16 protein-coding genes are annotated in these 21125 nt (G+C 63.9%); 7 read left to right on the top strand and 9 right to left on the bottom strand.

The genetic code is table 11. From position 1 onward, the window contains the following. Positions 1-4: 4 nt before the first annotated feature. The gene (locus VGH98_21005; GenBank protein HEY2378472.1) at positions 5-1204 is read right to left on the bottom strand and encodes an MFS transporter; all 1200 of its coding nucleotides are present in this window, start codon (positions 1202-1204) and stop codon (positions 5-7) included. 129 nt (positions 1205-1333) lie between these two features. Here VGH98_21005 and VGH98_21000 point away from each other — a divergent pair, with 129 nt between their 5' ends. Next, positions 1334-2509, top strand: coding sequence for a M20/M25/M40 family metallo-hydrolase (locus tag VGH98_21000; protein ID HEY2378471.1), 1176 nt, complete (start codon positions 1334-1336; stop codon positions 2507-2509). A gap of 8 nt (positions 2510-2517) precedes the next feature. Here the strand turns inward: VGH98_21000 and VGH98_20995 are convergent, their stop codons facing one another. Next, the gene (locus VGH98_20995; protein HEY2378470.1) at positions 2518-2787 is read right to left on the bottom strand and encodes a hypothetical protein; all 270 of its coding nucleotides are present in this window, start codon (positions 2785-2787) and stop codon (positions 2518-2520) included. Positions 2788-2921: 134 nt separating this feature from the next. Between VGH98_20995 and VGH98_20990 the strand changes: the two genes are divergently transcribed. Further along, positions 2922-3146, top strand: a complete 225-nt coding sequence (locus VGH98_20990) for a hypothetical protein (protein ID HEY2378469.1) — start codon at positions 2922-2924, stop codon at positions 3144-3146. 25 nt (positions 3147-3171) lie between these two features. Here VGH98_20990 and VGH98_20985 read toward each other — a convergent pair whose 3' ends face one another. Continuing rightward, the gene (locus VGH98_20985) at positions 3172-4053 is read right to left on the bottom strand and encodes a tetratricopeptide repeat protein (GenBank protein ID HEY2378468.1); all 882 of its coding nucleotides are present in this window, start codon (positions 4051-4053) and stop codon (positions 3172-3174) included. Positions 4054-4119: 66 nt separating this feature from the next. On the opposite strand from VGH98_20985, the gene VGH98_20980 reads away from it, so the two are divergent. Beyond that, the gene (locus VGH98_20980; protein HEY2378467.1) at positions 4120-4659 is read left to right on the top strand and encodes a hypothetical protein; all 540 of its coding nucleotides are present in this window, start codon (positions 4120-4122) and stop codon (positions 4657-4659) included. Next, entirely contained in the window at positions 4660-5211 is a 552-nt protein-coding gene (locus tag VGH98_20975) for a hypothetical protein (GenBank protein HEY2378466.1), read from the top strand. It abuts the gene before it with no gap. Here the strand turns inward: VGH98_20975 and VGH98_20970 are convergent. The 4 genes from VGH98_20970 to VGH98_20955 are packed head-to-tail and all read right to left on the bottom strand — an operon-like array spanning position 5208 to position 8998. Continuing rightward, positions 5208-6941, bottom strand: coding sequence for a putative ABC exporter domain-containing protein (locus tag VGH98_20970; protein HEY2378465.1), 1734 nt, complete (start codon positions 6939-6941; stop codon positions 5208-5210). The two genes, VGH98_20975 and VGH98_20970, sit on opposite strands and share 4 nt — an antisense overlap. Continuing rightward, positions 6907-7605 (bottom strand): ABC transporter ATP-binding protein, encoded by a 699-nt coding sequence (locus VGH98_20965; GenBank protein HEY2378464.1) that lies wholly within the window; start codon positions 7603-7605, stop codon positions 6907-6909. The genes VGH98_20970 and VGH98_20965 overlap by 35 nt, the downstream gene beginning before the upstream one ends. A 23-nt stretch (positions 7606-7628) precedes the next feature. Beyond that, the gene (locus VGH98_20960) at positions 7629-8621 is read right to left on the bottom strand and encodes a nucleotidyltransferase family protein (GenBank protein HEY2378463.1); all 993 of its coding nucleotides are present in this window, start codon (positions 8619-8621) and stop codon (positions 7629-7631) included. Beyond that, the gene (locus VGH98_20955) at positions 8618-8998 is read right to left on the bottom strand and encodes a cupin (GenBank protein ID HEY2378462.1); all 381 of its coding nucleotides are present in this window, start codon (positions 8996-8998) and stop codon (positions 8618-8620) included. Before VGH98_20955 ends, VGH98_20960 begins: the two co-directional genes overlap by 4 nt. Before the next feature lie 225 nt (positions 8999-9223). Here VGH98_20955 and VGH98_20950 point away from each other — a divergent pair, with 225 nt between their 5' ends. Then, positions 9224-11008 carry an AarF/UbiB family protein gene (locus VGH98_20950; protein ID HEY2378461.1) on the top strand — a complete coding sequence of 595 codons (1785 nt, stop codon included), beginning with the start codon at positions 9224-9226 and terminating at the stop codon, positions 11006-11008. 134 nt (positions 11009-11142) lie between these two features. Then, positions 11143-13806, top strand: coding sequence for an ABC transporter permease (locus VGH98_20945; protein HEY2378460.1), 2664 nt, complete (start codon positions 11143-11145; stop codon positions 13804-13806). Between the two features lie 27 nt (positions 13807-13833). Here VGH98_20945 and VGH98_20940 read toward each other — a convergent pair whose 3' ends face one another. Further along, positions 13834-16959, bottom strand: a complete 3126-nt coding sequence (locus VGH98_20940; protein ID HEY2378459.1) for a M1 family metallopeptidase — start codon at positions 16957-16959, stop codon at positions 13834-13836. A 157-nt stretch (positions 16960-17116) separates the two neighbouring features. Here VGH98_20940 and VGH98_20935 point away from each other — a divergent pair, with 157 nt between their 5' ends. Then, positions 17117-18178, top strand: a complete 1062-nt coding sequence (locus tag VGH98_20935) for a hypothetical protein (protein HEY2378458.1) — start codon at positions 17117-17119, stop codon at positions 18176-18178. A 125-nt stretch (positions 18179-18303) separates the two neighbouring features. On the opposite strand, the gene VGH98_20930 is transcribed toward VGH98_20935, so the two are convergent. Continuing rightward, entirely contained in the window at positions 18304-20988 is a 2685-nt protein-coding gene (locus tag VGH98_20930; GenBank protein HEY2378457.1) for a prolyl oligopeptidase family serine peptidase, read from the bottom strand. Between the last annotated feature and the right edge of the window lie 137 nt (positions 20989-21125).

The following is a 21125-nucleotide window of genomic DNA, read 5'->3' as shown; positions in this document are numbered from 1 at the left end:
CCCTCTACCCTCTACCCTCTACCCTCTGCGCTGCGCCAATCACCGCGATGCCCATCGCCGCGGCCAGCGCCAAGGAGGCGCCGAAGTCGAACGCCTGCCGCGAGCCCAGCCTGTCCCACAGCGCACCGAAAATGATCGACGCCGGCAGCGCGCCGACTCCAATGGTGAGGTTGTACCAGCCAAATGCGGTACCGCGTCGTGCGGACGGAACCATATCGGTGACGAGCGCGCGCTCACTGCCCTCGGTGAGCCCGAAGAAAACTCCATAAACTCCGAAGAGCGCCCACGCATGCCAATGTGCGCTGGCGCGCCCGAAGCCAAAGTAGACGAGCGCGTACAGAAGCCAGCCCGCAACGAGGAGCGGCTTGCGACCGACGCGATCCGATAGCGCGCCACCCGGCGTGCTGGACAATGACTTTACGACGTGAAGGAATGCCCAAAGAATCGGTGCGAAGGCAACGGGCACTCCGAGCTGCTGCGCGCGCAGCAGAAGAAAGGCATCCGTCGAATTGCCGAGCGTGAAGAGGAGGATGACGCCCAGGACGGCCCAGAAACGGCCGCCAAGTGGCTGCTGCCGGCTGGTGGTGGTTGGTTGTTGGTGACTGGTGACGGCGACGGTGGGCCGCGGCACCTCCTTCACACCGAACACAACGGTCAAGACTGCGAGCGCGCCAGGCAAAACAGCCCACCAGAACACGGTACGCAGCGCGACGTGGCGCCACTCCACGAGCGCGAACGCGATGAGCGGGCCGACGACACCGCCTGCGTGATCTCCAGTTCGATTGAAACCGAAGGCGCGACCGCGATTGCTCGCGTCTACCGAATCGGCGATCAGCGCGTCTCGCGGAGAGTTTCGAATTCCCTTACCAACCCGATCGGAGACGCGAATCACGAGCACTTGCGCCGCGGATCGCGCGAGGGCGACGAGCGGTCGCATGATCGAGGCGATGGCGTAGCCAGCGAGAACGAGCGGCTTGCGCCGTTGAACGCGATCGGACCACCACCCGCTCGCGAGCTTCAGCAGCGCAGCGGTTGTTTCGGCGGCACCCTCGATCGCTCCAAGAAAGCTCGCGCTCGCACCCAGCGTGATCGTAAGAAATGCCGGAAGCAGCGGATAGATCATCTCGCTCGACACGTCGGTGAAAAAACTCACCGCCGTGAGCGCGTAAACATTCCGACTCAAGCGCGGGCGTGATGCCTTCATCTCGTGAATGGCCTCGTCCGGTGACGGCGCAATCTACTACTTGCGTCCCGTGGACAGCGCGGTTCAAATCAAGACATGTCTCCGCACGCCCCCCTGTCCGCGCGATCCTCGCGCGCGAATCTGGATAGCGTGGCGACATTTCGCGCGTTAGCATCGGCGCGCGCACGACTGGCGGCGCGCGACGAATCGATCGTCCACGCGCAGATCACGCTCGCCGAAATCGCAGCGCCTACGGGCGAGGAAGCGGAGCGAGCGGCTTTTGTCGCTGATCGGTTCCGAGCGATCGGACTGCAGGATGTCGAGACCGACGATGCCGGAAATGTCGTCGGGCAGAGGCCCGGCCGGAGCAAGCTGTCTCCAGTCGTCGTCTGCGCGCACCTCGACACCGTATTTCCGCGCGGCACTTCACTATTCGTGAAACGCGACGGCCGGCGACTGATTGGTCCTGGTATCAACGACAACGGGCGCGGCCTCGCCGTGATGCTCGCGATTGCCGAAGAGATCGACGGCGTGCGATTGTCAACGAGACGTCCGATCGATTTCGTTGCCACGACGGGTGAGGAGGGGCTCGGCGATCTGCGTGGCGCGAAGCGTTACTTCGACGAGCGCGGCAATAACGCCGCGGCGACGATTGCTCTCGACGGGGCTGGTGACGAGCGAATCGTAACGCGTGCCCTGGGCAGCCGTCGCTATCGGGTGAGCTTCATCGGAAGCGGAGGGCACAGCTGGGCCGCTTTCGGCTCGCCTAACGCAGTGCATGCCGCCGCCGGCGCTGCCGCCCGATTGGCTGCTCTTCGTCTACCCCTCGAGCCGCGCACCACGCTCTCCGTCGGTCGCATCGGCGGTGGGATCTCCGTCAACTCCATCCCCGATCACGCCTGGCTCGAGATCGATCTGCGCTCGACGTCGGCCGACATGCTCGACCGCTATGAACGGGAGATCCAGGTCGCTTCGGGCGCGGCGTGCGAAGAGGAGAACAATCGCCGCGCCTTCGGGACGCGCGCGCTCTCCATGACCATACAGCCGATCGGGACTCGACCCTGCGGCGAGACCTCGGTGGAGCATCCGCTCGTGAGGCACGCGCTAGCGACGACGCGACTCGTTGGGCGCGAGCCCGATGTCGCAACGGCGTCGACCGACGCGAACGTGCCGATCGCTCGTGGCATTCCGGCCATCGCGATCGGGGCCGGCGGTCGCGGTGGAGATGCCCATACGCAGAGTGAGTGGTTCGATAACACCGACGGGGCGCGTGGCGTCTTCCGCGCGCTCACGATCGTCTTCGGTGCAGCCGAAATGGCCGATTGAGGCGCGGCTCAAACCGCGCGCGGCTGCTCGGCCAGACGGTCGTACTCGGTTTCGCACCACCGCAGGGTAAGCTCGGCGAGCGCCTCGCGAACCACCGGAGTGAGCGCAAGAGTCCCCTCGGGTGTCGCCGGCACCGTGACGAGCGCTCGTATGCTTGCCAGAGTCTCATCGCGAGAGACGCCGCTGTGACGTAAGGCTCCCACATATTCGCAGAGAGCTACCCGGAGCTCCTCCATCGCGTCGCGCTGCCCCTGCTCGAGGTGTGCGAGTGCGATCACCGCCCGCCCGCGAGCACCCTGGACTTGCGAAGGATGGCGATCTTGCACATTCGTTTCCGTGTTGCTCGCGCCCATGCTGCCGGACTACGCATCCTGTGCGCCAAGATTTCTCGGATCCGCAATCGAGCCGCATTATGCCATTCGGTCTCGTTTTCCTTGGCCACGACGGCGAAGTCTGGACCGTCGACGTCCGAAAACCCGAGATGGAGCGGGGACCGCGCTCACTGCTATTTTCCCGGCCTTCGTTCCTGGAGCCGTCCGAGGAGCGCGCGGTCGAGGGCGTGCCGAGCTGTTGGCCGGACTGCACCGGGGACGAGCTCCGCGGGCTTCTGGAGGCCGCTCAGGGCACCTCCGTCTAGAGTCTCGTTCTCTCCGGAGGGTCGGTCAGCTTCTGTGCCGGGACGCGCGCACGCGCGCGAGCGCCTCCCGAAGCAACGCGATCTCGCTCTTCGCGTCGATCTCTTCGGCCAGTTTGAGCCCACGCTCGAAGCATCGCTCGGCATCGTCGGTGCACTGTTCGCGCTCGTGCAAGGCGCCGAGCAGGCGCAGACACTCGACCTGCCGCCAGCGATTACCCGACGATCGAAAGTGACCGAAGGCCGCACTCGCGAGATCCCTCGCGCGCTTGTCCTCGCGGCGCTGCGTCAGCGCCTCCGCGAGATTCAGCGTCGCGAGCGCTACGAGATCGCTGTCCTCCACCTCTCGCGCAAGGCTCAACGCATCCTCGAGTGAACGCTCGGCGAGCGGGATGTTTTTTCGGTCCAGAGCCACCCGGCCATAGTTGTTGAGGGCGATCGCCTCGCCGCGCCGATATCCCGCTTGCCGGAAGTAGCCATACGATTCGGCGAACGCGCGCTCGGCAGAGCCAAGTTGGCCCTTCTGCGCGAGAATCGACCCGAGATTCTGTAGGACCACGCCCCGCAATCTGGGCTCGAGCTCAGAGACGAGCAGCGACTCGAAAACGAATGTCGCCGCAGCGAAGTCACCGCGACACATCAAGACATTCGCCTCGGCGACGATCGCTTCGTTTTCAATCGAGCGCTCTCCGCTCGCGCGCGCGACCTCCTGCGCTCGTCGTGCCCATTCGAGGGCGAGATCCCAGTCCGCTCGCGATCGGTGAACGCCGGCCAGCTTTGTGAAGGCTCGGGCCTGAACACATGGATCCTCGCTCTGAGCCGCGAGCGAATAACATGATTCCGCGCGATCGATCAGCCCAAGCCTTTCTGCAGCAATCCCTTCGTCGATGAGTTCGTTGGAGTCAGGCACGTCCGTTGCACCCTCGGAGCGGCGCTCGCGCTGATCGGCTGCGAGCCTCCCTTTCCGGAAGCGAGAATGAGCGTCAGATACGACGAAGTACTGCGCGCGAGCAAAGTGATCGCTGTCGTCGCAGCGATGCTGGTCGCCAATTCCTGCGGCGAGCAACGTGCCACTGCTCCAAGCCCCGGGAACTCACCGAGCCAGGACAGGGGTCCGTCGCTCGTCGAGTGTCCGACGAATCAGACCACGTCGACAACGGGACTCCTGGATTTACTCGGCGGCAGCGTGAACCTAGGCGTCACTGGTATCACGATTCCGGCGGGCGTGCTCACCGTTCCGACGCTCTTCCAGGTGACGGTTCCGGCGTCGAACTACATGGAGATCGACGTCAGCGCCGTCGGTTTTCAGTCGTTCCTCTTTCAGCAGCCCGTCACGATTACCATCGATTACTCTCGCTGCAATCGTAACGACATCAATCAAGAGACGCTCCACGTTTATCACATCGATCCAGTAACGAAGCAGCTGCTCGAGGACATGGGCGGTGTCGACGACAAGCTGTCACGGCGAATCACCTTCACGACGAGTCACCTCTCCGGCTACGCGGTGGCGGACTGAATGCGCACCTCCCCCGTTCTCGCCGCTGTGCTTTTGACAATTGCTGCAGGTGCCGCTCAGGCTCAGGTGCGCGTTGGTCGCGACTCGTCGACACGACTCAATCGCTTTGGCCGAGATCTGGTCTACGGAACCGGCATGGGACTCGCCTACGCAGAGGTGGACCAGATGCAAAACGAGCCGGCCGAATGGGGCAAGGGCTGGGAGGGTTATCGGAAGCGAGCGGCGTCGAACATCGGCGAATTCGTGATTCAGGAGGCAGTCGGCGAGGGACTCGCCGCGGCGCTTCAGCGCCCGTTGGATTACCAACCGTGTCCCTGTCGGGGCGTAGGTAACCGGTTGTCGTGGGCGCTTTGGCAAGGCGTCACCGATTTCACGCAGCATGGGCAGCATCCCATTGCCGTCCCGCGCATCGTGGGTGCCTACGCGGGAAGCTTTGCCCAAGCCTCCTGGCGGCCGGCGACGAGTAATCGCACGCGCGTCGCGCTGGTGAACGGAACAGTATCGCTGCTGATCGGCGCCGGCATCAACGTGTTCCAGGAGTTGAAACGCTAAGGCTCCATCCTCTCGAACCGTCGGCCGAGGCCACGAATCGCCCACCAGGTTTCGCCGAGCAACGCGCCAGCCGCGGCGAGCACCGCCACGATCCAGGCGTTCGGCACGTTCGAGAGCGCCCACCAGACGGCGGCGGATGCGGCCGCCGCGGGCAAGAGGGCGACGATGAAGGTGAGGAGCAGCATCCCCGTCGCAAGTATGCCCTGGCCCATGACTTCGATGCCGCCGCCGACCACCGGCGTCACCCGTACCCAACCTGGAAAGAGCAACGCGGCCGCGTTCTGAATCGTTACCGTCGTTAGGTTCACGCTCAGCAGAATCAACGGCGACATCAGGAGGATCGCGGTGCGACGCACCAGATCGACGGGGAGATCGGAATCGCCTAACGTGGCCACGAAGGCGACGAGAACGAGAATGAGCTGAAGCACCGAGATTGGTAACGCCGACGAGATCACTTCTGCGCCGACGATTCGATTGCCGGCCAGCGGGAGCGTCTTGAGTGTCGGAAGATGATCCACATCTTGCCGGAAGTCATTCTGCAGGACGCGCGACCCGAGAATGATCAGCAAGAGCACCATGATCAGCGATACGACCGCGAGGAATCGCCCATCGATGCCACGAGATTCGATCGTTGGCAGCGCGAAGATGATCGCCATCATGCATAGCCCGACCATCGAGCCGACGCGTCCCGTGCGCATGAGCAGCAAGATATTCTTCCACACGATCGCCGCGGCCGGGTTACCACGAGGCGCGAGCGGGATGGACCGCTTGACCTTCTTTCCGGCGTGCGAGCGCGGCTGCGACGTACGGCGTCGCCTCGCGTCGATCCGACGTGCACGTTCCATCGAAGCCTGAACCGCTGCTTCCTCGAAGGCGACGTCGCTGCGCACCACCCACACGACCTGTGCGACGAGGATGAGCAGTGCGCCGCCCGTCGCGCGCAGCCATCCGGCGGTTGTCTGCGCGAACGACGGTGCGACGATCAATCGCGGAACGAAAAGCAGCGCGCGCGCCGCGGGAAGATCGGCGGCAGCCTCGATGCCGCTCGCGATTTCCTTCGCGGCGCGTGCAACGCGAAGCACCGGCACCGCGTCCCAGAGAATGAGCCCCACGGCAATTGCTCCGGTAACCCCGAGGATAATTGCCGGGAGGTTTCGACGAATGCCCGCGCGGCCATGCTCGACGAGCGACGTTCGGACGAGCGCCGCGCCGAGCCGGTGAAGGCTCAGATTCGTGAACAGCATCCAGGTGCCCACGAACCGCAGCGGCGCCGCGAGTACGGAGCCAGATCGTCGCAGCACGAAGACCCAGATCACCGCATTGAAAAGAATGACCAGCTGCGTCCGGAAGAGCTTGTAGAGAATCAGTGCTCGGCGCGGGAGCGGCGCGGGAAAGAGGAACTGAAGCTCGGCCGGGCTGAACGCGAGCGCCATACGCTCGCCCGAGAACACCCACGCTCCGATCAGGAGGAGCAGCACGCCGAGCGCGACGACCGACTCGAAGTTCGTCCAGAGCGACGTCGGCGCGCGGCCTGGCTGTACGCTTGGACGCAACAGGATCAGCCAGAAATAGGCGGCGCCAAGAATCAGCGCGAGTGCGTAACGAGGCTGCCGCAGCCGGCGCGCCTGTTGGCCGAAGCGGTTCCGAATGCTGACGCGCGTGAGGTAGAGCAGCGCGTCCACCATGACTATTCGCTCATTCGCGATCGCTCGTGAGCGCAAGGAAGACATCCTCCAGTCCTCGGCCCGCAAGCTGCGGTCGCTCGGCGACGATGGCGTCGAACGCGCCGTAAGCGATCGCCCGTCCGTGATGGATGACGAGCAGCTTGGTGCACAACTCCTCGACGAGGTGCAGCAAGTGCGAGCTGAGAATGACGGCGGCACCGTCGCTCGCGCGCGCGGCGATCGTCTGGCGCATGCGGCGCATTCCGGCGGGATCGAGGCCGGTGAGTGGTTCGTCGAGAATGAGGGCCGCCGGGTCGTGCAGCAAACCGCACGCAATCGCGAGCTTCTGTTTCATGCCGCGCGATAGTTCCGTGGGAAGCGCGCGATTCTTCTCGGACAGCTCGAGCTCGGCCAGGAGCGGTGGAATGCGCGCCGGCGCGTCGGCGACGCCGTACATGCGTCCGACGAATCGCAAATGCTCCTCCACCGTTAGGTACTCGAAGAGCTGTGGTTCGTCGGGAATGAAGGCCAGCCGCTGCTTCGCTTGAACGGGTTGAGTGGCAAGCGGGTGCCCGGCGATCGAGATGGTGCCGCGCGTTGGAGCGATGATGCCCGAGATCGTACGCAACGTGGTCGTCTTCCCGGCCCCGTTCGGTCCGACGAGACCGAGCACCTCTCCGGGCGCGACGCTGAACGAGAGATTCTCGACCGCGACGAGATCTCCGTACAGCTTCGTGAACGCGTCGACGACGATCAGCTCCGGCCTCTCACTTCGGAGTGATCGGAGATGGTCATCTCGCCGTGAATTCCCTCGACAACGGCTTCGTCTCCGACCATCGAGTTCTTGAGCGTCGAGCGGCGGACTGACGATTTCGAGCCAACGATCGTGTCACTCAACTCGGAGTCTTCGATCGTACTACCGGTGCTCACCGACACGTTTGGACCGATCTTCGAGGCCTTGAGCGTCACGTGGTCTTCGATGTACACGGGATCGACGAGCGTGACGTCCTTCGGCACCGACTTGGGACGTCGCGCCGCCTTCCGCTTCTCGAGGATCGTGCGATTCGTGTCGAGCAGGGTGTCGAGCTTCCCCGCGTCGTACCATCCCTCGACGTCGATGACTTTGATCTTCGCACCCTTGTCGATCATGTACTGGAAGGCGTCCGTGAGATAATACTCACCTTTGTTCGGCGGCTGCTTCAACACCCAATCGATTCCGTCGAGCATCAGCTTCCAGTTTTTCACATAGTACAAACCGATATTCGCGCGCTTCGAAATCGGCGTCGACGGCTTCTCGACGATCTTCGTCATGTTGCCGTCACGATCGGTGACGACGACGCCGAATCGCTGATAATCCTCGACCTCCTTCACCCAGATGATCCCGTCGGCATCGTGGCGCTTCACCACCGAGAAGTCGGCGTCGAAGATCGTGTCGACGAAAATGATCATGACGGGTTCGTCGATGTACGGACGGGCGAGCGCGACCGCATCGGCCGTCCCTCGCTGCTCCTTTTGCTCGACAAAAACGCTGGGAAACGCATACTTCGCGCGGGCGTACTGCTCGACCTTCTCCTTGAGGTGACCCGTGATGTAGATGACCTGATCGACGTTGCCGAGCGCTTGCAGGTCCTCCATTACATAATCGATCACGGGCTTGCCCGCGATCTTGAGCATCGGCTTCGGCGTAATGTGAGTGTGGGGCCGGAGACGGGTGCCTTTCCCGGCCAGTGGTATGATCACCTTCATGGTGCGCTCGTTCCCTCCCGTCCGTAGCGATCCGTGAGCCGCACGACGTCGTCGAGATGCGGCGTCGAGACCTCGAGGACGTCGCAGTCCGTTACGGCTTCCATCTGATGGATTGTGTGCGGCGTTATGCGATAGGCTTGGCCGATCCGAAGTCCGATGTCAGTTGGCTCCCCGTCGCCCCCATTCTGCCAAACGCGATAGATGATTTTTCCCGACAACAGGTAGACCGTCTCGTCCTTCACGTTATGGTACTGCACCGAAAGCGCCTGGCCGGCATTGATGTGCAGAATCTTACCGACGTACGTGTCGGTGCGCGCCCAAATGGTCTCGTGACCCCAGGGTTTCGGAACGTGCGTGATGTTGACGGGACCCGACATCGCGTAGAGGGTAGAGAGCTGAAGGTAGAGGGTAGAGAGCTGAGGGCAGAGGGTAGAAAGCTGAGGGCAGGTGGCTTCGAAGTACGCTTCACGCTAAACGCCGCGTTTGCGACGCGCTACGAGCATCGCTTTAGGCTCTACCCAGTACCCTCAATTTCTCTAGCCTCTACCCTCAGCTCTCTACCCGTAGCCCAGCGGGCATGCTCCGTGCTTCGGACGTGTCCAATGATCCTCGAACCGAAGTATCTGCCGAAGCTCGCAGCGACGGTGGGGCTGTTCACGCGCTATGGGCTGGCCGATTTTGCGAAGCAGCAAGGGCTGCAGGGCATCGCCCCCGAGCCCGAAAGCGCCGATTCGAATGGAGCACCCTCGCCGGAAAAGGCGAAAGCATTCCGCAAGCGACTGGTAGAGCTCGGACCGGCGTACGTCAAACTCGGACAGGTGCTGTCCACACGTCCTGATCTCCTTCCGTCGACGTACATCGAGGAGCTGGAGCTGCTGCAGGACGATGTCGGACCGATTCCGACCGAGGACGTGCGCGCAACGATCGAGGCGGAGCTGGGCGCACGAATCAGCAAGCTGTTCGAGACGTTCGACGATGAGCCGATTGGCACGGCGAGCCTCGGTCAGGTACACGCCGCAACGCTGCGCGATGGACGACAGGTAGTCGTGAAAGTGCAGCGACCGAACATCCGCGCGCAGCTCGCCGACGAGATCGAGTATTTCCGTGAGCTTGCCAGATTTCTCACCGCGCATACCGAGGCTGGATTGCGGGTCGACATGGTGGGAATCATCAAGCAACTCGAACGAGCGTTGGCCGACGAGCTGGATTACCGCATCGAAGCGCGCAACGCAGCGGCGTTCCGGCGGTCGCTCGCGGAATTTCCACGAATACTCATTCCGCGCGTCATCGAAGGCTACACGACCCACCGAGTACTCACGACGGAACGCATCCGGGGCGAGAAGATCAGCGAGGTCTCGCCGCTCACGCGCATCGAGCACGACTTCCACGCGGTCGCGGACGAGCTGACGCGGGCGTACCTGAAGCAGATCACGATCGACGGACACTTTCACGCCGATCCGCATCCGGGAAACGTCTTCGTCGTTCTCCCTGACGCGGAGAATCCACTCACGCCCTCGGAAGCGAAAGCCATCGATCGTCGCCACGCGACGCGCCCAGCCGTCACGCCGCTCGCACGCCTCGAGGCGCAAGCACAGCAGCACGCGGCACCCCAGCCGGACGACATCGACGTTCGACTCTCGCTCATCGACTTCGGGATGACGGCGCGACTCTCGAACGCGCTCCGCGATCAGATCATCCGCCTGCTGATGGACCTGTCGGACAATCGCTCCGACGACGCGGCGGCGACGCTCGTCGAGATCGGCGAGGAATTGCCGGAATTCGATCGCGCCAAATATATCCGCGACATCGCGGGACTCGTGGCCCGCAATTACGACCTCGCCGTCGGCGAGGTGCAGGCGGGCGCGATTCTCTTCGAGTTGATCAACATCTCATTTCACCGTGGGCTCCGGCTCCCCGCCGAGCTGACGCTCCTCGCCAAAGCGCTATTCAATCTGGACGCGGTGACCCGCGCGCTGGAACCGAGCTACAGTCCGATCACGACCATTCGCGAGTACGGCAGTCAGATCGCCGCCGACAAAGCCCGCCGCGAGCTCAATCCCCGCAAGCTCATGCAGCTCGTTATGCAGAGTGGCGATTTGCTGACGGCGTTGCCGCATCGCCTCGATCTCGTGACGCAGCGTCTCGCCTCGGGCGAGTTCGCGACGCGGGTGGAGGTGCCACAGCTGAGAATCCTTCTCGATGGCTTGCAAAAGGTGGCGAACCGGATCTTCTCCGGGCTGGTGCTGGCCGCGATCATCGTCGCGAGCGCGATGGTGATCACGACGCGCAAGACGCTCGGCACGTGGGGGTTCGTGGTCGCAGGTGCGGTGAGCGTTTGGATGGTCATCGCGATCTGGTGGAGCGATCGCCGGAAGCGGCGGGAGTAAGTCCCCAACAGCTCGTGAGGCTTGACGCCTCGCGCGCCAGACGACACCTTCCAGTCACCATGTGACTGGAAGGCTGGCGCACGTACGCGGACGCGGTGACACGCGTCCTTTCCCCTGCCTGACGAGGACCAACCGTGAGCCCACAAGGCGGTCGATCGTTTCGATTTCCCTCGCGCACGACGAAGCGCATTCGTGCCGACGTCGACGACGAGCTCTCCTTTCACATCGAGATGCGCGCGGCGGAGCTCATCGCGCGCGGCCTCAGCGAATCCGACGCGCGCCGCGAGGCCACGCGCGAGTTCGGGGACGTCGAGTTCACGCGCGAGTACTGTCGTCGCCTCGACGAAGGCGGTGAACGCGCCGACCGTCGCGGCGAGTGGCTCGGCGATCTTCGCCAGGATCTCACGCAAGCCAGTCGCGTGCTGAGGCGATCGCCGGGATTCGTCGCGATTGCTCTCGTCACTATCGCGTTAGGCGTCGGGGCGAACAGCGCGATCTTCACGGTGGTCCGCGGCGTCTTGCTTCGTCCCCTTCCTTTTGCGCAACCGGATCGCCTCGTCGCCGTTTACGAGGACAACCGGCCCGACCATTCGCCGCGCTCCCAGTTGGCGGCCGCCGACTACGTCGATTACCGCAAGCAACAATCGACCCTCACGGATATCGGCATCGTTGGCTACGCGACGCTCGATTATCAGGGTGCAACGGAACCCGTCGCCCTCCACGGTTTGCGCTTCAGCGCGAACGTCTTTTCGATTCTCGGCAGTCCGCCGATGCTGGGTCGCACCTTTGCGCCAGACGAGGACCAGCCCGGGCAGACGAGTGTCGTCGTCCTAACGTTCGCTACCTGGCGCGGAGTCTTTGGCGGGGACTCTACGGTTGTCGGACGGTCCGTCATGATGAGTGGCGTGCCGATGACGATCATCGGCGTGATGCCGCCTCGCTTCACGTTCGGCGGCGACGAACAGTTCTGGACGCCGTTCAATATTCAGCGCCAACTCGCTGACGTGAATCGCTCGCGCAAACTGCACAACATGGTCGCCGTGGCGCGACTGCGAGCGACTGTCACGCCGGCACGCGCCGAGAGCGATCTGCTCACGATTGCGCACCGGAACGAACAGGCCTTCCCGGCGTCGAACACCGGCCATCTCGTCAGCGTCGTTCCACTGCATTCGGCGCTCGTTGGCGATGCGCGGACCGCTTTACTCGTGCTTGCCGGTGCGGCCGCGTGTGTGCTGCTCATTGCCTGCGCGAATCTGGCAAATCTCGTCTTCTCCCGCACGTTGGGCCGGCAACGGGAGCTCGCCGTCCGCGCGGCGTTAGGCGCTGCGCGTGATCGACTCGTCAGACAACTGTTGACGGAAAGCCTGCTCCTCGCGCTCGTCGGCGGTATGGTCGGGTCGGCGATCGGCTGGGCGGCGACGCGGGCGCTGCTCGCCGTTGCACCCGACGCCCTGCCGCACGTCGGCGACGTCGCGATCGACCCGATGGTAATCGGTTTCGCACTGATCGTGTCGCTCGGCGGCGGCCTCCTGTTTGGTCTCGTTCCGGCTTGGGCGGGCTCGCGCGCGGACGCCGAACGCACGCTGCGCGACACCAGCCGCACGGTTGTGGGCCGTCGCGCCGACCGATGGCGACGTGTTCTCGTTGCCGGCCAGACAGCGCTTACGGTCGTGCTCCTCGTGTGCGCGGGCCTGCTCGTGCGTAGCCTCGACCGACTGCAGCGTGTCGAGCTGGGCTTCGACCCGGATCATGTGCTCCTCGTCAGCCTCGCGTTGACGTCGAACGCGTACGACACGCGCCCGAAGATCGCTCAGTTCTACGAGACGCTGTTCGAGCGCATCCGCGCGACGCCCGGTGTTCGCGTCGTCGGTGCGGCGTCGAGTGTGCCGCTGCGCGGGACATCGACCGCCGGACTGCACATCGAGGGCGAGGCAATGCCTAACGGTCCGCTGCCCTCGATCGGATACACGGCCGTGAGCGACGATTATTTCCGTGCCCTTGGCATTCCACTCCGGTCGGGTCGCGGCCTCGTCTCACAGGACGCGGCTGGCGTACAGCCCCGGGCCGTCGTCGTGAACGATGAAGCAGTCCGTCGCTTCTGGGGCGGACACGATCCCATCGGCGCTCGTGTTCAACTCGGCCCCGATCCACACGACCCGTTCTATCTCGTGGTCGGCGTCGTGGGCAACGTTAGGCAGGACGGTTTTGACGTCCAGCCCCGCCCGATCGCGTACACATCGTACCGGCAGGAGGGAGAGGCATACCTATCCCTCGTCGTCAAGACGACGAGCGACCCGTTGCAGGCGCTGCCCGCGATTCGCGCCGCCGTTCGTGAGATCGATCGTACCCTGCCGCTCATCGGCGTAACGACGATGGATGACGTCGCCGGCAATTCCCTGAGTCGGCGCCGCTTCTCGATGCTGCTCCTCGCGACCTTTGCCGCACTGTCCCTCGTCCTCGCGGTGGTCGGCACGTACGGCGTCTTGGCCTATACCGTCAGCGCCCGCACACCGGAACTGGGCGTCCGCATCGCCCTCGGCGCCACGACGCGCAATGTCCTCGGCCTCGTCGTCGGCCAGAGCATGACGATGTCCACGTTAGGCGTTGCCGCCGGCGTCGTCGGTGCCGTCGCCCTTACGCGGACGATCCGCGGCATGCTCTTCGGCATCGAGCCGACTGATGCGATCACGTTTATCGTGGTGACGACGGCACTTCTCGGCGCATGCGTTCTCGCCGCATTCATCCCTGCACGAAGAGCGACGCGCATCGATCCGGTCGAAGCGCTACGGCGCGACTGACTTGGCCTCGCCCGACGCCCCTAGCCCTCACCAGACGTCTTGCAAGCTGAACACATACCTGAAGCCTAAGCTGCCCTTCTGCGCGAACGACGGTCCGCCGGCGAGATCGGGTTGCTTCACGAACAGCGGGAAGTCGAGCCGGAAGCGGACGTCGCGATCATAGAGACGCCCCCGGAGGGAGAGGCCAACCCCCGCATCGAGCAGCATGCTCCCATCGAATTGCACGAAGTCCGACGAGGCGGCGGCAATGTCTCCGAACGCCGAGAACCAAATCGATCGCCTCCCGCTCGACCGATCCCCGAACTCACGAAGTCGCTGTGCCAGCTCGACATTCGCGGCGCCAACGCGCGAGAGCGCGGTACCGAATGAGTATCCTCTCAGCATCGCCCCCCCCAGCGGCATCACGTTGAGCCAGTCCTGCTTGTAGAGGGAGCCGAGCGGCCGGTACCAGTTGCTCCAGAACGACGTCAACGGGTCGGTCGTCGCCGCGAATACCGCCCGTTGAAGCGGGGCCCGGCTCTCCCCGCCAGCGTAGAGACGTCCGATCAGCGCGATCGTGCCGTTTTGGAAATACTGAACCTGAGTCCCCGAGAGGTCGCCGCGGACGTAGCCCTGCGCCATGGACCCGCCGACGCGCGGTCGCGCCAAGCCAACGCCGAGCGACCCGCCGAACCATTGATAGCTGCCGTCGTCCTGTTCCGGCATCCGCACCGTCGCCGTTCCTCCGAGCTCCGTTACCTGGTCGTCGGCCCATTGTTCGGGAAGGATGAAGCGATCGGTCGGGTACGCTCCCGTTAGGCGCGCGGTGACATCGATCCGCGGACCAGCGACGTAGGTGAACGGGCTCAGGTCCCAGTGACGCTGTAAATCGACCCGCGCGATGCCGTCGAGGAATGCGGCGTCGAAGCCCACACCGATCCATGGCCGTGACGCGCCCGGCATGTACGGATTGTCGATGCGCGCCCACGCGTTCACGTGACTCAACGTCGGCCGAATCGGACCTGCGGCGCCGGCGAGGCCGAGATCGTACTTATCGACGGTCGCGAGATAGCTCGCGCGCGCGCGGAGTCCGAGGCTCACCGCCTGCCCGTGGCAGTCGGTCGTCGAACAGAGCCCCCGCGAGAGCGGCTGCGAGTACCACAGTTCGGGCATCAAAGCGACGAGCGAGTGGTCGCGATCGTTCTGTTGCAAGAAGGGCCAGTCGAACACGACGCGCGGATTCCTGATGCCAAGAAAGCCACGCGACTCGACATCGTCGCGCCGATCCCAATCCCACGTGAAATGGTAGGGATCGATGCGCACCTCCTCGGGCTTCGTCGGGGTGATGATCTCGAGCGTCTGGCGATCCTTCAACGCGTCGCCGCGCGCGAGCGTCCACGTGGTTCCAACGCGCGCACCGACGAGCATCGGGTGCCGATACTCGCCGCGCTTCACGAGCTCCACGCGCGTGACCCACTGTCCGTCGGGACGTTGCATCGAGTGCACGTCGTGAAGCGCGTAATCGAGGAGGCCGCTCTGGTAGACCCACTCATTGAAGAACCAACCGAGGTCGTGGCCATATCGCCGCTCGGCTGACGCGCGCATCGCGGGCTCGTCGACGTGCTTGAGCGCCCAGCGGCTGAAATAGTCATGGAAGAAGTCGCGAAACGTGCTGTCGCCTAACACGTCGCGGAGATGCGAGTACATCAATTCGCCGCGACTGTAGATCATCACGTTATAAACTCCGAAGTCGCGGAAGTCGGCGGCGTTGGTTCCGATGGGCTCCGAGCGTCCCGCAAACTCGAGCGCGATGAGATCCAGATTCGCCGACTGCGACGGCGGGATCGTCTTCGCGTTGACTCGGTAGCCCTCGGGGATGCGCGGAGGCGGCAACGCCTGCGTCGCCAGCTCCTGCGGCGTCAGCCTCTGCGCCCACGACGTCTGGTACGAGGTCAGACCTTCGTCCATCCAACCCGAACGCCACTCGTTGTTGCCGAGGATGCCGTAGGTGAAGTTGTGTCCCGCCTCATGGAGAATGAGACCTTGGCTCGCGCCTCCGTCCATTATCATCATCGGGAACTCCGTGCCGCCGCCCTCGAGCCGGTGCACGTTCGAGAATTGAGGATACGCGTACGGGCCCCAGATGGACTCGAGCCACTTCAACGCGGTAATCGTCCGGTTGAGCGCGCGCCCGCCTCCCCATGTCGTGTCGTCCGCCGGCTTGTAGAGCACGTGAATCGACACGGTGTCCCACGTCTTGTATTGCGTGGGTGGGAGCTGCCTGACGTAAATGCCTCCCTCGTACCGATAGTCCGGCGATGCCGACCACGCAAAATGGTGCACGTTCTCGGCGAGGAAGCGCACGGCGCGGTAGCCCGATGGTACGTCGACGTTAGGCGCTGGGACTGTGTCGTAGGCGGTCTGCGCGAGACGCACTTCGCCGCCACGCTTGGCGCGCTCCCATCCCGGATCACCGGAGACCGGCACGCCCGTCGCGACGACGATCTGATCCTGCGCCAGCAGCAACGTCACGTCATAGGTGCCGTACTCGCCGTACAATTCGCCCGCTGGCACGAACGGGTTCGGCTCCCAACCGGCGCGATCATAGACGGCGACCTTCGGATACCACTGCGCAAAGTCCCAGGTGCGTCCGCGACGTCCTTGCCGTCGCAAAACCGTCGATGGACGCGCGTCCCACTCGAAGCCGACGCGAATCGAGTCGTGAGGTGGTACCGGACGCGGCAAGCGAAAGTGAACAACGGTGCTGTCCGGAGCGCCCGGGTAGTCGATGAAGACCGGAGCGCCATCAACCGTTGGGGGCGCCGTGAAGCGCTCGTAACCGTAGTCCGGATCGCGCAGATCCTGAAAGCGTACGCGTCCCTCGCGCTCGTCGACTGCACTCCACTTCGATCCCGGACGAAACGCGTTGAGGTACTGATGGAAGTACATCTCGCGCAGCGTGTCGGGGGAGTTGTTGACGTACACCAGCTCGCCTCGCGAGCGAAGACGCGTCGTTGCCTCGTCCAGTCGCGAGACGATCCGATAATGCACGCGCTGCTGCCAATAGCCGGTTGTGTCTCCGCTTGGTGGAGACGACTCGGCTGGGTTCTTGACGGCGCCCGGCTGTTGATACGGCGTTTGCAGCAGCAGCGCGGCAAAGAATGGAGCGAGCATTGAGAGTGGATTAAGGTTCGGTGAATTGTAGCAAGAGTGCGTTAGTCGGTGTACCGAAGACCTCGCATGCTCCTTGCGCCCTGTACTCCCGTGTGCGAACCATCACACACCGCTGGTTTGTAGACACTCGGATCTCGCCACTAGCAAGTAGCCCCAGGTGTTCTCCACCTGTCTTTTCTGCAACGGGCCCCTCGGCGCGAACGATTCAATCGAATCGTTCCCGGTCGGCCGCCGCATCGCCTTCGACGCGAAGAAGGGACGCCTCTGGGTGGTCTGCGCGCGTTGCGCGCGGTGGAATCTTTCACCACTCGACGAGCGCTGGGACGCGATCGATCAATGCGAGCGCGCGTACCGCTCCACGACACTGCGCGTCTCGACGGGCAACATCGGGCTCGCGCGATTGGCTGATGGACTCGAGCTCGTGCGCGTTGGAGCGCCGCTACGGCCGGAATTCGCCGCCTGGCGGTACGGCTCGCGTTTCAACCGGCGGCGCCGGCGGGTGCAGTTCGCGACGGTCGGTGGCGTCACCGCCGTGGCCGCGTTGGGCGTCGTCGCCGCGCCCGCGCTCGCGCCCTATCTGCTCACCGGAACCATCTCGATCATCGCCATTCCCGGGCTGACGACCATCATGGGTGCGATACCGATGGCTGGTCTGGTCGCCGCTCGCGATTACTGGCGCGAGGATCGTGTCGTGGCGCGGCTGCCGGCTCCGGCTACGGATAATTCCGCGCACGCGCCGGCGTTCGCTTTCTCTCGCGAACAGCCGCTCGTCGTGCGCGCGAACAAGATTGGGAGCTCGACGCTCGAGCTGCATTCCGACGGCTCTTCGACCCTGCACCTCGTGCATGACGGAGGCATTGCCCGCTATGTGGGCACGGCCGCGCTGCAAACCGCGAGCGTCCTCGTCGCGAGCTCGAATCGGCTCGGCGCCTCGGACGGCCAGGTTCGCACGGCGGTATCGCGGATCGAGCGGTTCGGCGATGCGGCGGGCTATCTCGCCTCCGTCTCGCACCTCGGCGCGGCGCGTGGACGCGTTATGTCTTTGCTAAACTCGTACCGGCAACTCGGCGCGCTGCGCCTCGATCCGGCCGAACGACTCGCGCTCGAAATGGCGATGCACGAGGAGACCGAACGTCGCGCGCTCGAGGGCGAGCTCGCACTGCTCGCGGCGGCCTGGAAGGAAGCCGAGGAGATCGCCGCGATCGCGGATGAATTGTGATTGGGGTGGTTGGCGATTGGTGGTTGGTGGGGAAGGAAAAGGCCAGCGAGCTTGGCTCGCTGGCCTTCCGAATTACAAACAACCAATCACCAACAACCAACCCGACAATCAACCATCCACCACCGTCACGGCACTACGGCAATCTTCTTGTCTACCTTCCCCGTTGGCTTCACGTACAGATCGAGCCACGCCGTGAAGCGCGCCCACTGATCGAGGATCGTCTCCTTCGTGACCTGGCCGTGGTCCTCGTACGGATAGATGTACAACGCCGCCGTCTTGCCCATGCCCTGCAGCGCGTGCAGGAGCCGCAACGAATTCGTGGGATCGGTGCCGACGTTCTGATCTTCGGCGCCGAGGTACATGAGCAGATTTCCGGTCAGATGGTCAGCATAGAGGAACGGAGACATCGCGAGATAGGTGTCCCGCGCCTCCCACAAGTCGCGTCGTTCGCTCTGGAAGTTGTTCGGCGTCAGCGTCCGGTTATAGGCGCCGTCCCCGGCGATGCCCGCCTTGAAGAAGGGCGTGTGCACCATCGCGTTGACCGTGCTGAAGGCGCCGTAGCTGTGGCCGCCGATGCCTAACCGCGACCGATCGATATACCCGAGCCGATCGAGCTCGTCGATCACCGCCGAGAGATTGTTGCGCAGATCGTTGACGTAGTTGTCGTTCATCCGACCCGCTGGTCCCACAACGGGCGCATCGGGCTGAACCACGGCGTAGCCTTGCGTGATGAGCAGTTCCTTATTGCTGGGCGCCGACGCATGGAACTGATTGCGATTCTCCGTGCGCTTGGTTCGGTCATATCCAGCCTGATCGGTATATTCATATGGATAGAACCAGAAAAAAGCAGGCAACCGTGTTCCTTCCTTGTAATCGCGGGGCAGCGTGACGTTGACGAAGAAGTGGTAGCCGTCGGCGCGCGTCACGAGCACGCGCTTCCTGATCGCCTGGCTGATCTCGGGCGCGTAATCCTTGTTGTGTGTCAACTGCGTGAGCTGACCGCTCTTCGTGTCGCGCAGGTAGGAGTCCGGCACCATCGACGGCGACTCGCGGACGACGATCGCGCGCGTGAAATCATCGTCGAGGGGCGCGGCAACACGCTCGTAGACGTCGGGCGAACTGAAGAAAACCCGCTCTTTCCTTCCCGTTTTGATCTCGACACGGTCGACGAAGGGCCGCGGCGCGCTGTCAGACCATGTGTGGTAATACTGCGTCCCGGTGAAGTATGCGGAATTGCCGTCACTCGAAAGCAACGCAACCTCGGTGACCGCCCGTCCTGGACGCGACATCAACGTCCCCGGATTCTCGTAGAACGTCATCGAGTCCGCCCCCGCCCCACCTCGCCCTGCGCCACCGCCGCCGAAGCGGCCACCACCTAACGTGCCAACCGAGAGGTTCACACCGCGAACGCGCGCGAGCGGATAGTGCTTCGTCGGCTCGCTGAGATACGTCGCATAGACCTGACTCGTGCCGTTCGTGTTCTCGGCGGCGAAAACAAGCTGGCCGTCCTCCGACCAGAGCAAGTCCCCGATGCGGCCATTGCTCTGGAAGATCTGCTTTGCGCTGCCGGCAGCGTATGGCGCTTCCCAGACATAGAGATGGTCACGGCGTGAGGCGCCGCCTCGTCCACCGCGTCCGCCCTGCGGCTCGTCCGCGGCGCTATCCGTCTGGGCGCCACGAGCCGCGGCCTCGAGCTGCAGATAGTACAGCCCTTTGCCGTTAGGCAGCCAGCCGAAGCTACGCTTCGCGGTGTCGCCGGTGATCGGCGAGCCACCGGCATCGTCGCCAAGCGCATTGTCGCCGTTGCGCAGCGCACGCTTCGCCAGTTCGGCGACAGCCTTGCCACTCGTGTCCCAGATCTCCTCCACCGTGCCGAAGTTCTGGTATTCCACGAGGTAGGAGAAAGGCTTCTGCATCGTCGTGACGCGGAAGAACGCACCGTCGGGCGACGGATCGACCGCCATGATCATCGCCGGCGCGCCGACTTTCTTCGCGGCGCCGGTCTTGACGTCGATGATTGCCAGCTGGCCCGTCGTGTAGTACTCGAGCTGAGCCTGCTCGTGCGGGTCATGAAGCAACGCGTACTCGCGATACGTGCGCGTCTTATTCTTCGCGCCGCCAACCATTCGAACCTGCGGGCCCGTCTCGATCGTAGGATGCTGTGGCTCCACGCCACGACCTTCGGGGACGAGAACAGTCACGAGCGACTTACCGCCGTTCGTCCACTCGACCGTGGTCACGAGCGTTGCGAGCAGAGGGGTCTTGGTGATCTTGCGCGACTTTCCGGTGGCGATGTCGGCGACGTAGACGTGGCTCGCGTCATCGAAGTTCGCGAGGTAGGCCAGCTCGGTGCCGTCCGGGGACCACTTCGGACTACTCACCGAAGCACCCTTGGGTGTCTCGATCGCGCGAGCCTGGCCCGTAGAACCATCGATTACCTCGAGGCCGGCGGCGCCACGCGTCGTTAGGACGCGCGCCCGATTCGCCTTGTAATCGACCTGCAGTCCGGCGAGGTAGTAGTGCGCCTTGCCGAACTGCTGGACGCTCGGCATGCCCTCGGTCTCGAGCTTCAGGAAATGTTTGTGATCGGGACTCTGGTTAGCAAAGGAGACGTTCTCCTGCCACGGCGCGCTCACGATCTTTTCGATCGCGACCGGCGGTTTGATGAACGTCTCTTTGGCCAGGATCTCCTTCAGTGCGCCTTGTTGCGCGACATCCTGCGCAAACAAAGGAAGTGGTGCCGCCATCGTGGCGACGAGAACGGCGGCAAATGGCCAGCGACCGATCAGCTGGGGCCGACGGGTAGGCATCGTGGGAACTCCGGTGTGGGCGTGGCATTGGGAGAGTGCGGACGGCGCACTGCCCCGTGCAAGTACGCTTTCCGGAACCGACCCGTTGAGGTGACTGGTGCTGGTCGTTGGTGGTCGGTGGGTGGTGGTTGGTCGGA

Source organism: Gemmatimonadaceae bacterium, assembly GCA_036496605.1.
Lineage (GTDB): Bacteria > Gemmatimonadota > Gemmatimonadetes > Gemmatimonadales > Gemmatimonadaceae > AG2.
The sequence above is the reverse complement of the archived record's forward strand: the minus strand, read 5'-3'. Positions and strand labels throughout refer to the sequence as shown.

Excerpts from the sequence above, each read along its gene's own strand:
- VGH98_21005 (HEY2378472.1), bottom strand. The coding sequence starts at position 1,204 with ATGAAGGCATCACGCCCGCGCTTGAGTCGGAATGTTTACGCGCTCACG.
- VGH98_20990 (HEY2378469.1), top strand. The coding sequence starts at position 2,922 with ATGCCATTCGGTCTCGTTTTCCTTGGCCACGACGGCGAAGTCTGGACC.
- VGH98_20980 (HEY2378467.1), top strand. The coding sequence starts at position 4,120 with ATGAGCGTCAGATACGACGAAGTACTGCGCGCGAGCAAAGTGATCGCT.
- VGH98_20975 (HEY2378466.1), top strand. The coding sequence starts at position 4,660 with ATGCGCACCTCCCCCGTTCTCGCCGCTGTGCTTTTGACAATTGCTGCA.
- VGH98_20970 (HEY2378465.1), bottom strand. The coding sequence starts at position 6,941 with ATGTCTTCCTTGCGCTCACGAGCGATCGCGAATGAGCGAATAGTCATG.
- VGH98_20960 (HEY2378463.1), bottom strand. The coding sequence starts at position 8,621 with ATGAAGGTGATCATACCACTGGCCGGGAAAGGCACCCGTCTCCGGCCC.
- VGH98_20955 (HEY2378462.1), bottom strand. The coding sequence starts at position 8,998 with ATGTCGGGTCCCGTCAACATCACGCACGTTCCGAAACCCTGGGGTCAC.
- VGH98_20950 (HEY2378461.1), top strand. The coding sequence starts at position 9,224 with ATGATCCTCGAACCGAAGTATCTGCCGAAGCTCGCAGCGACGGTGGGG.
- VGH98_20940 (HEY2378459.1), bottom strand. The coding sequence starts at position 16,959 with ATGCTCGCTCCATTCTTTGCCGCGCTGCTGCTGCAAACGCCGTATCAA.
- VGH98_20930 (HEY2378457.1), bottom strand. The coding sequence starts at position 20,988 with ATGCCTACCCGTCGGCCCCAGCTGATCGGTCGCTGGCCATTTGCCGCC.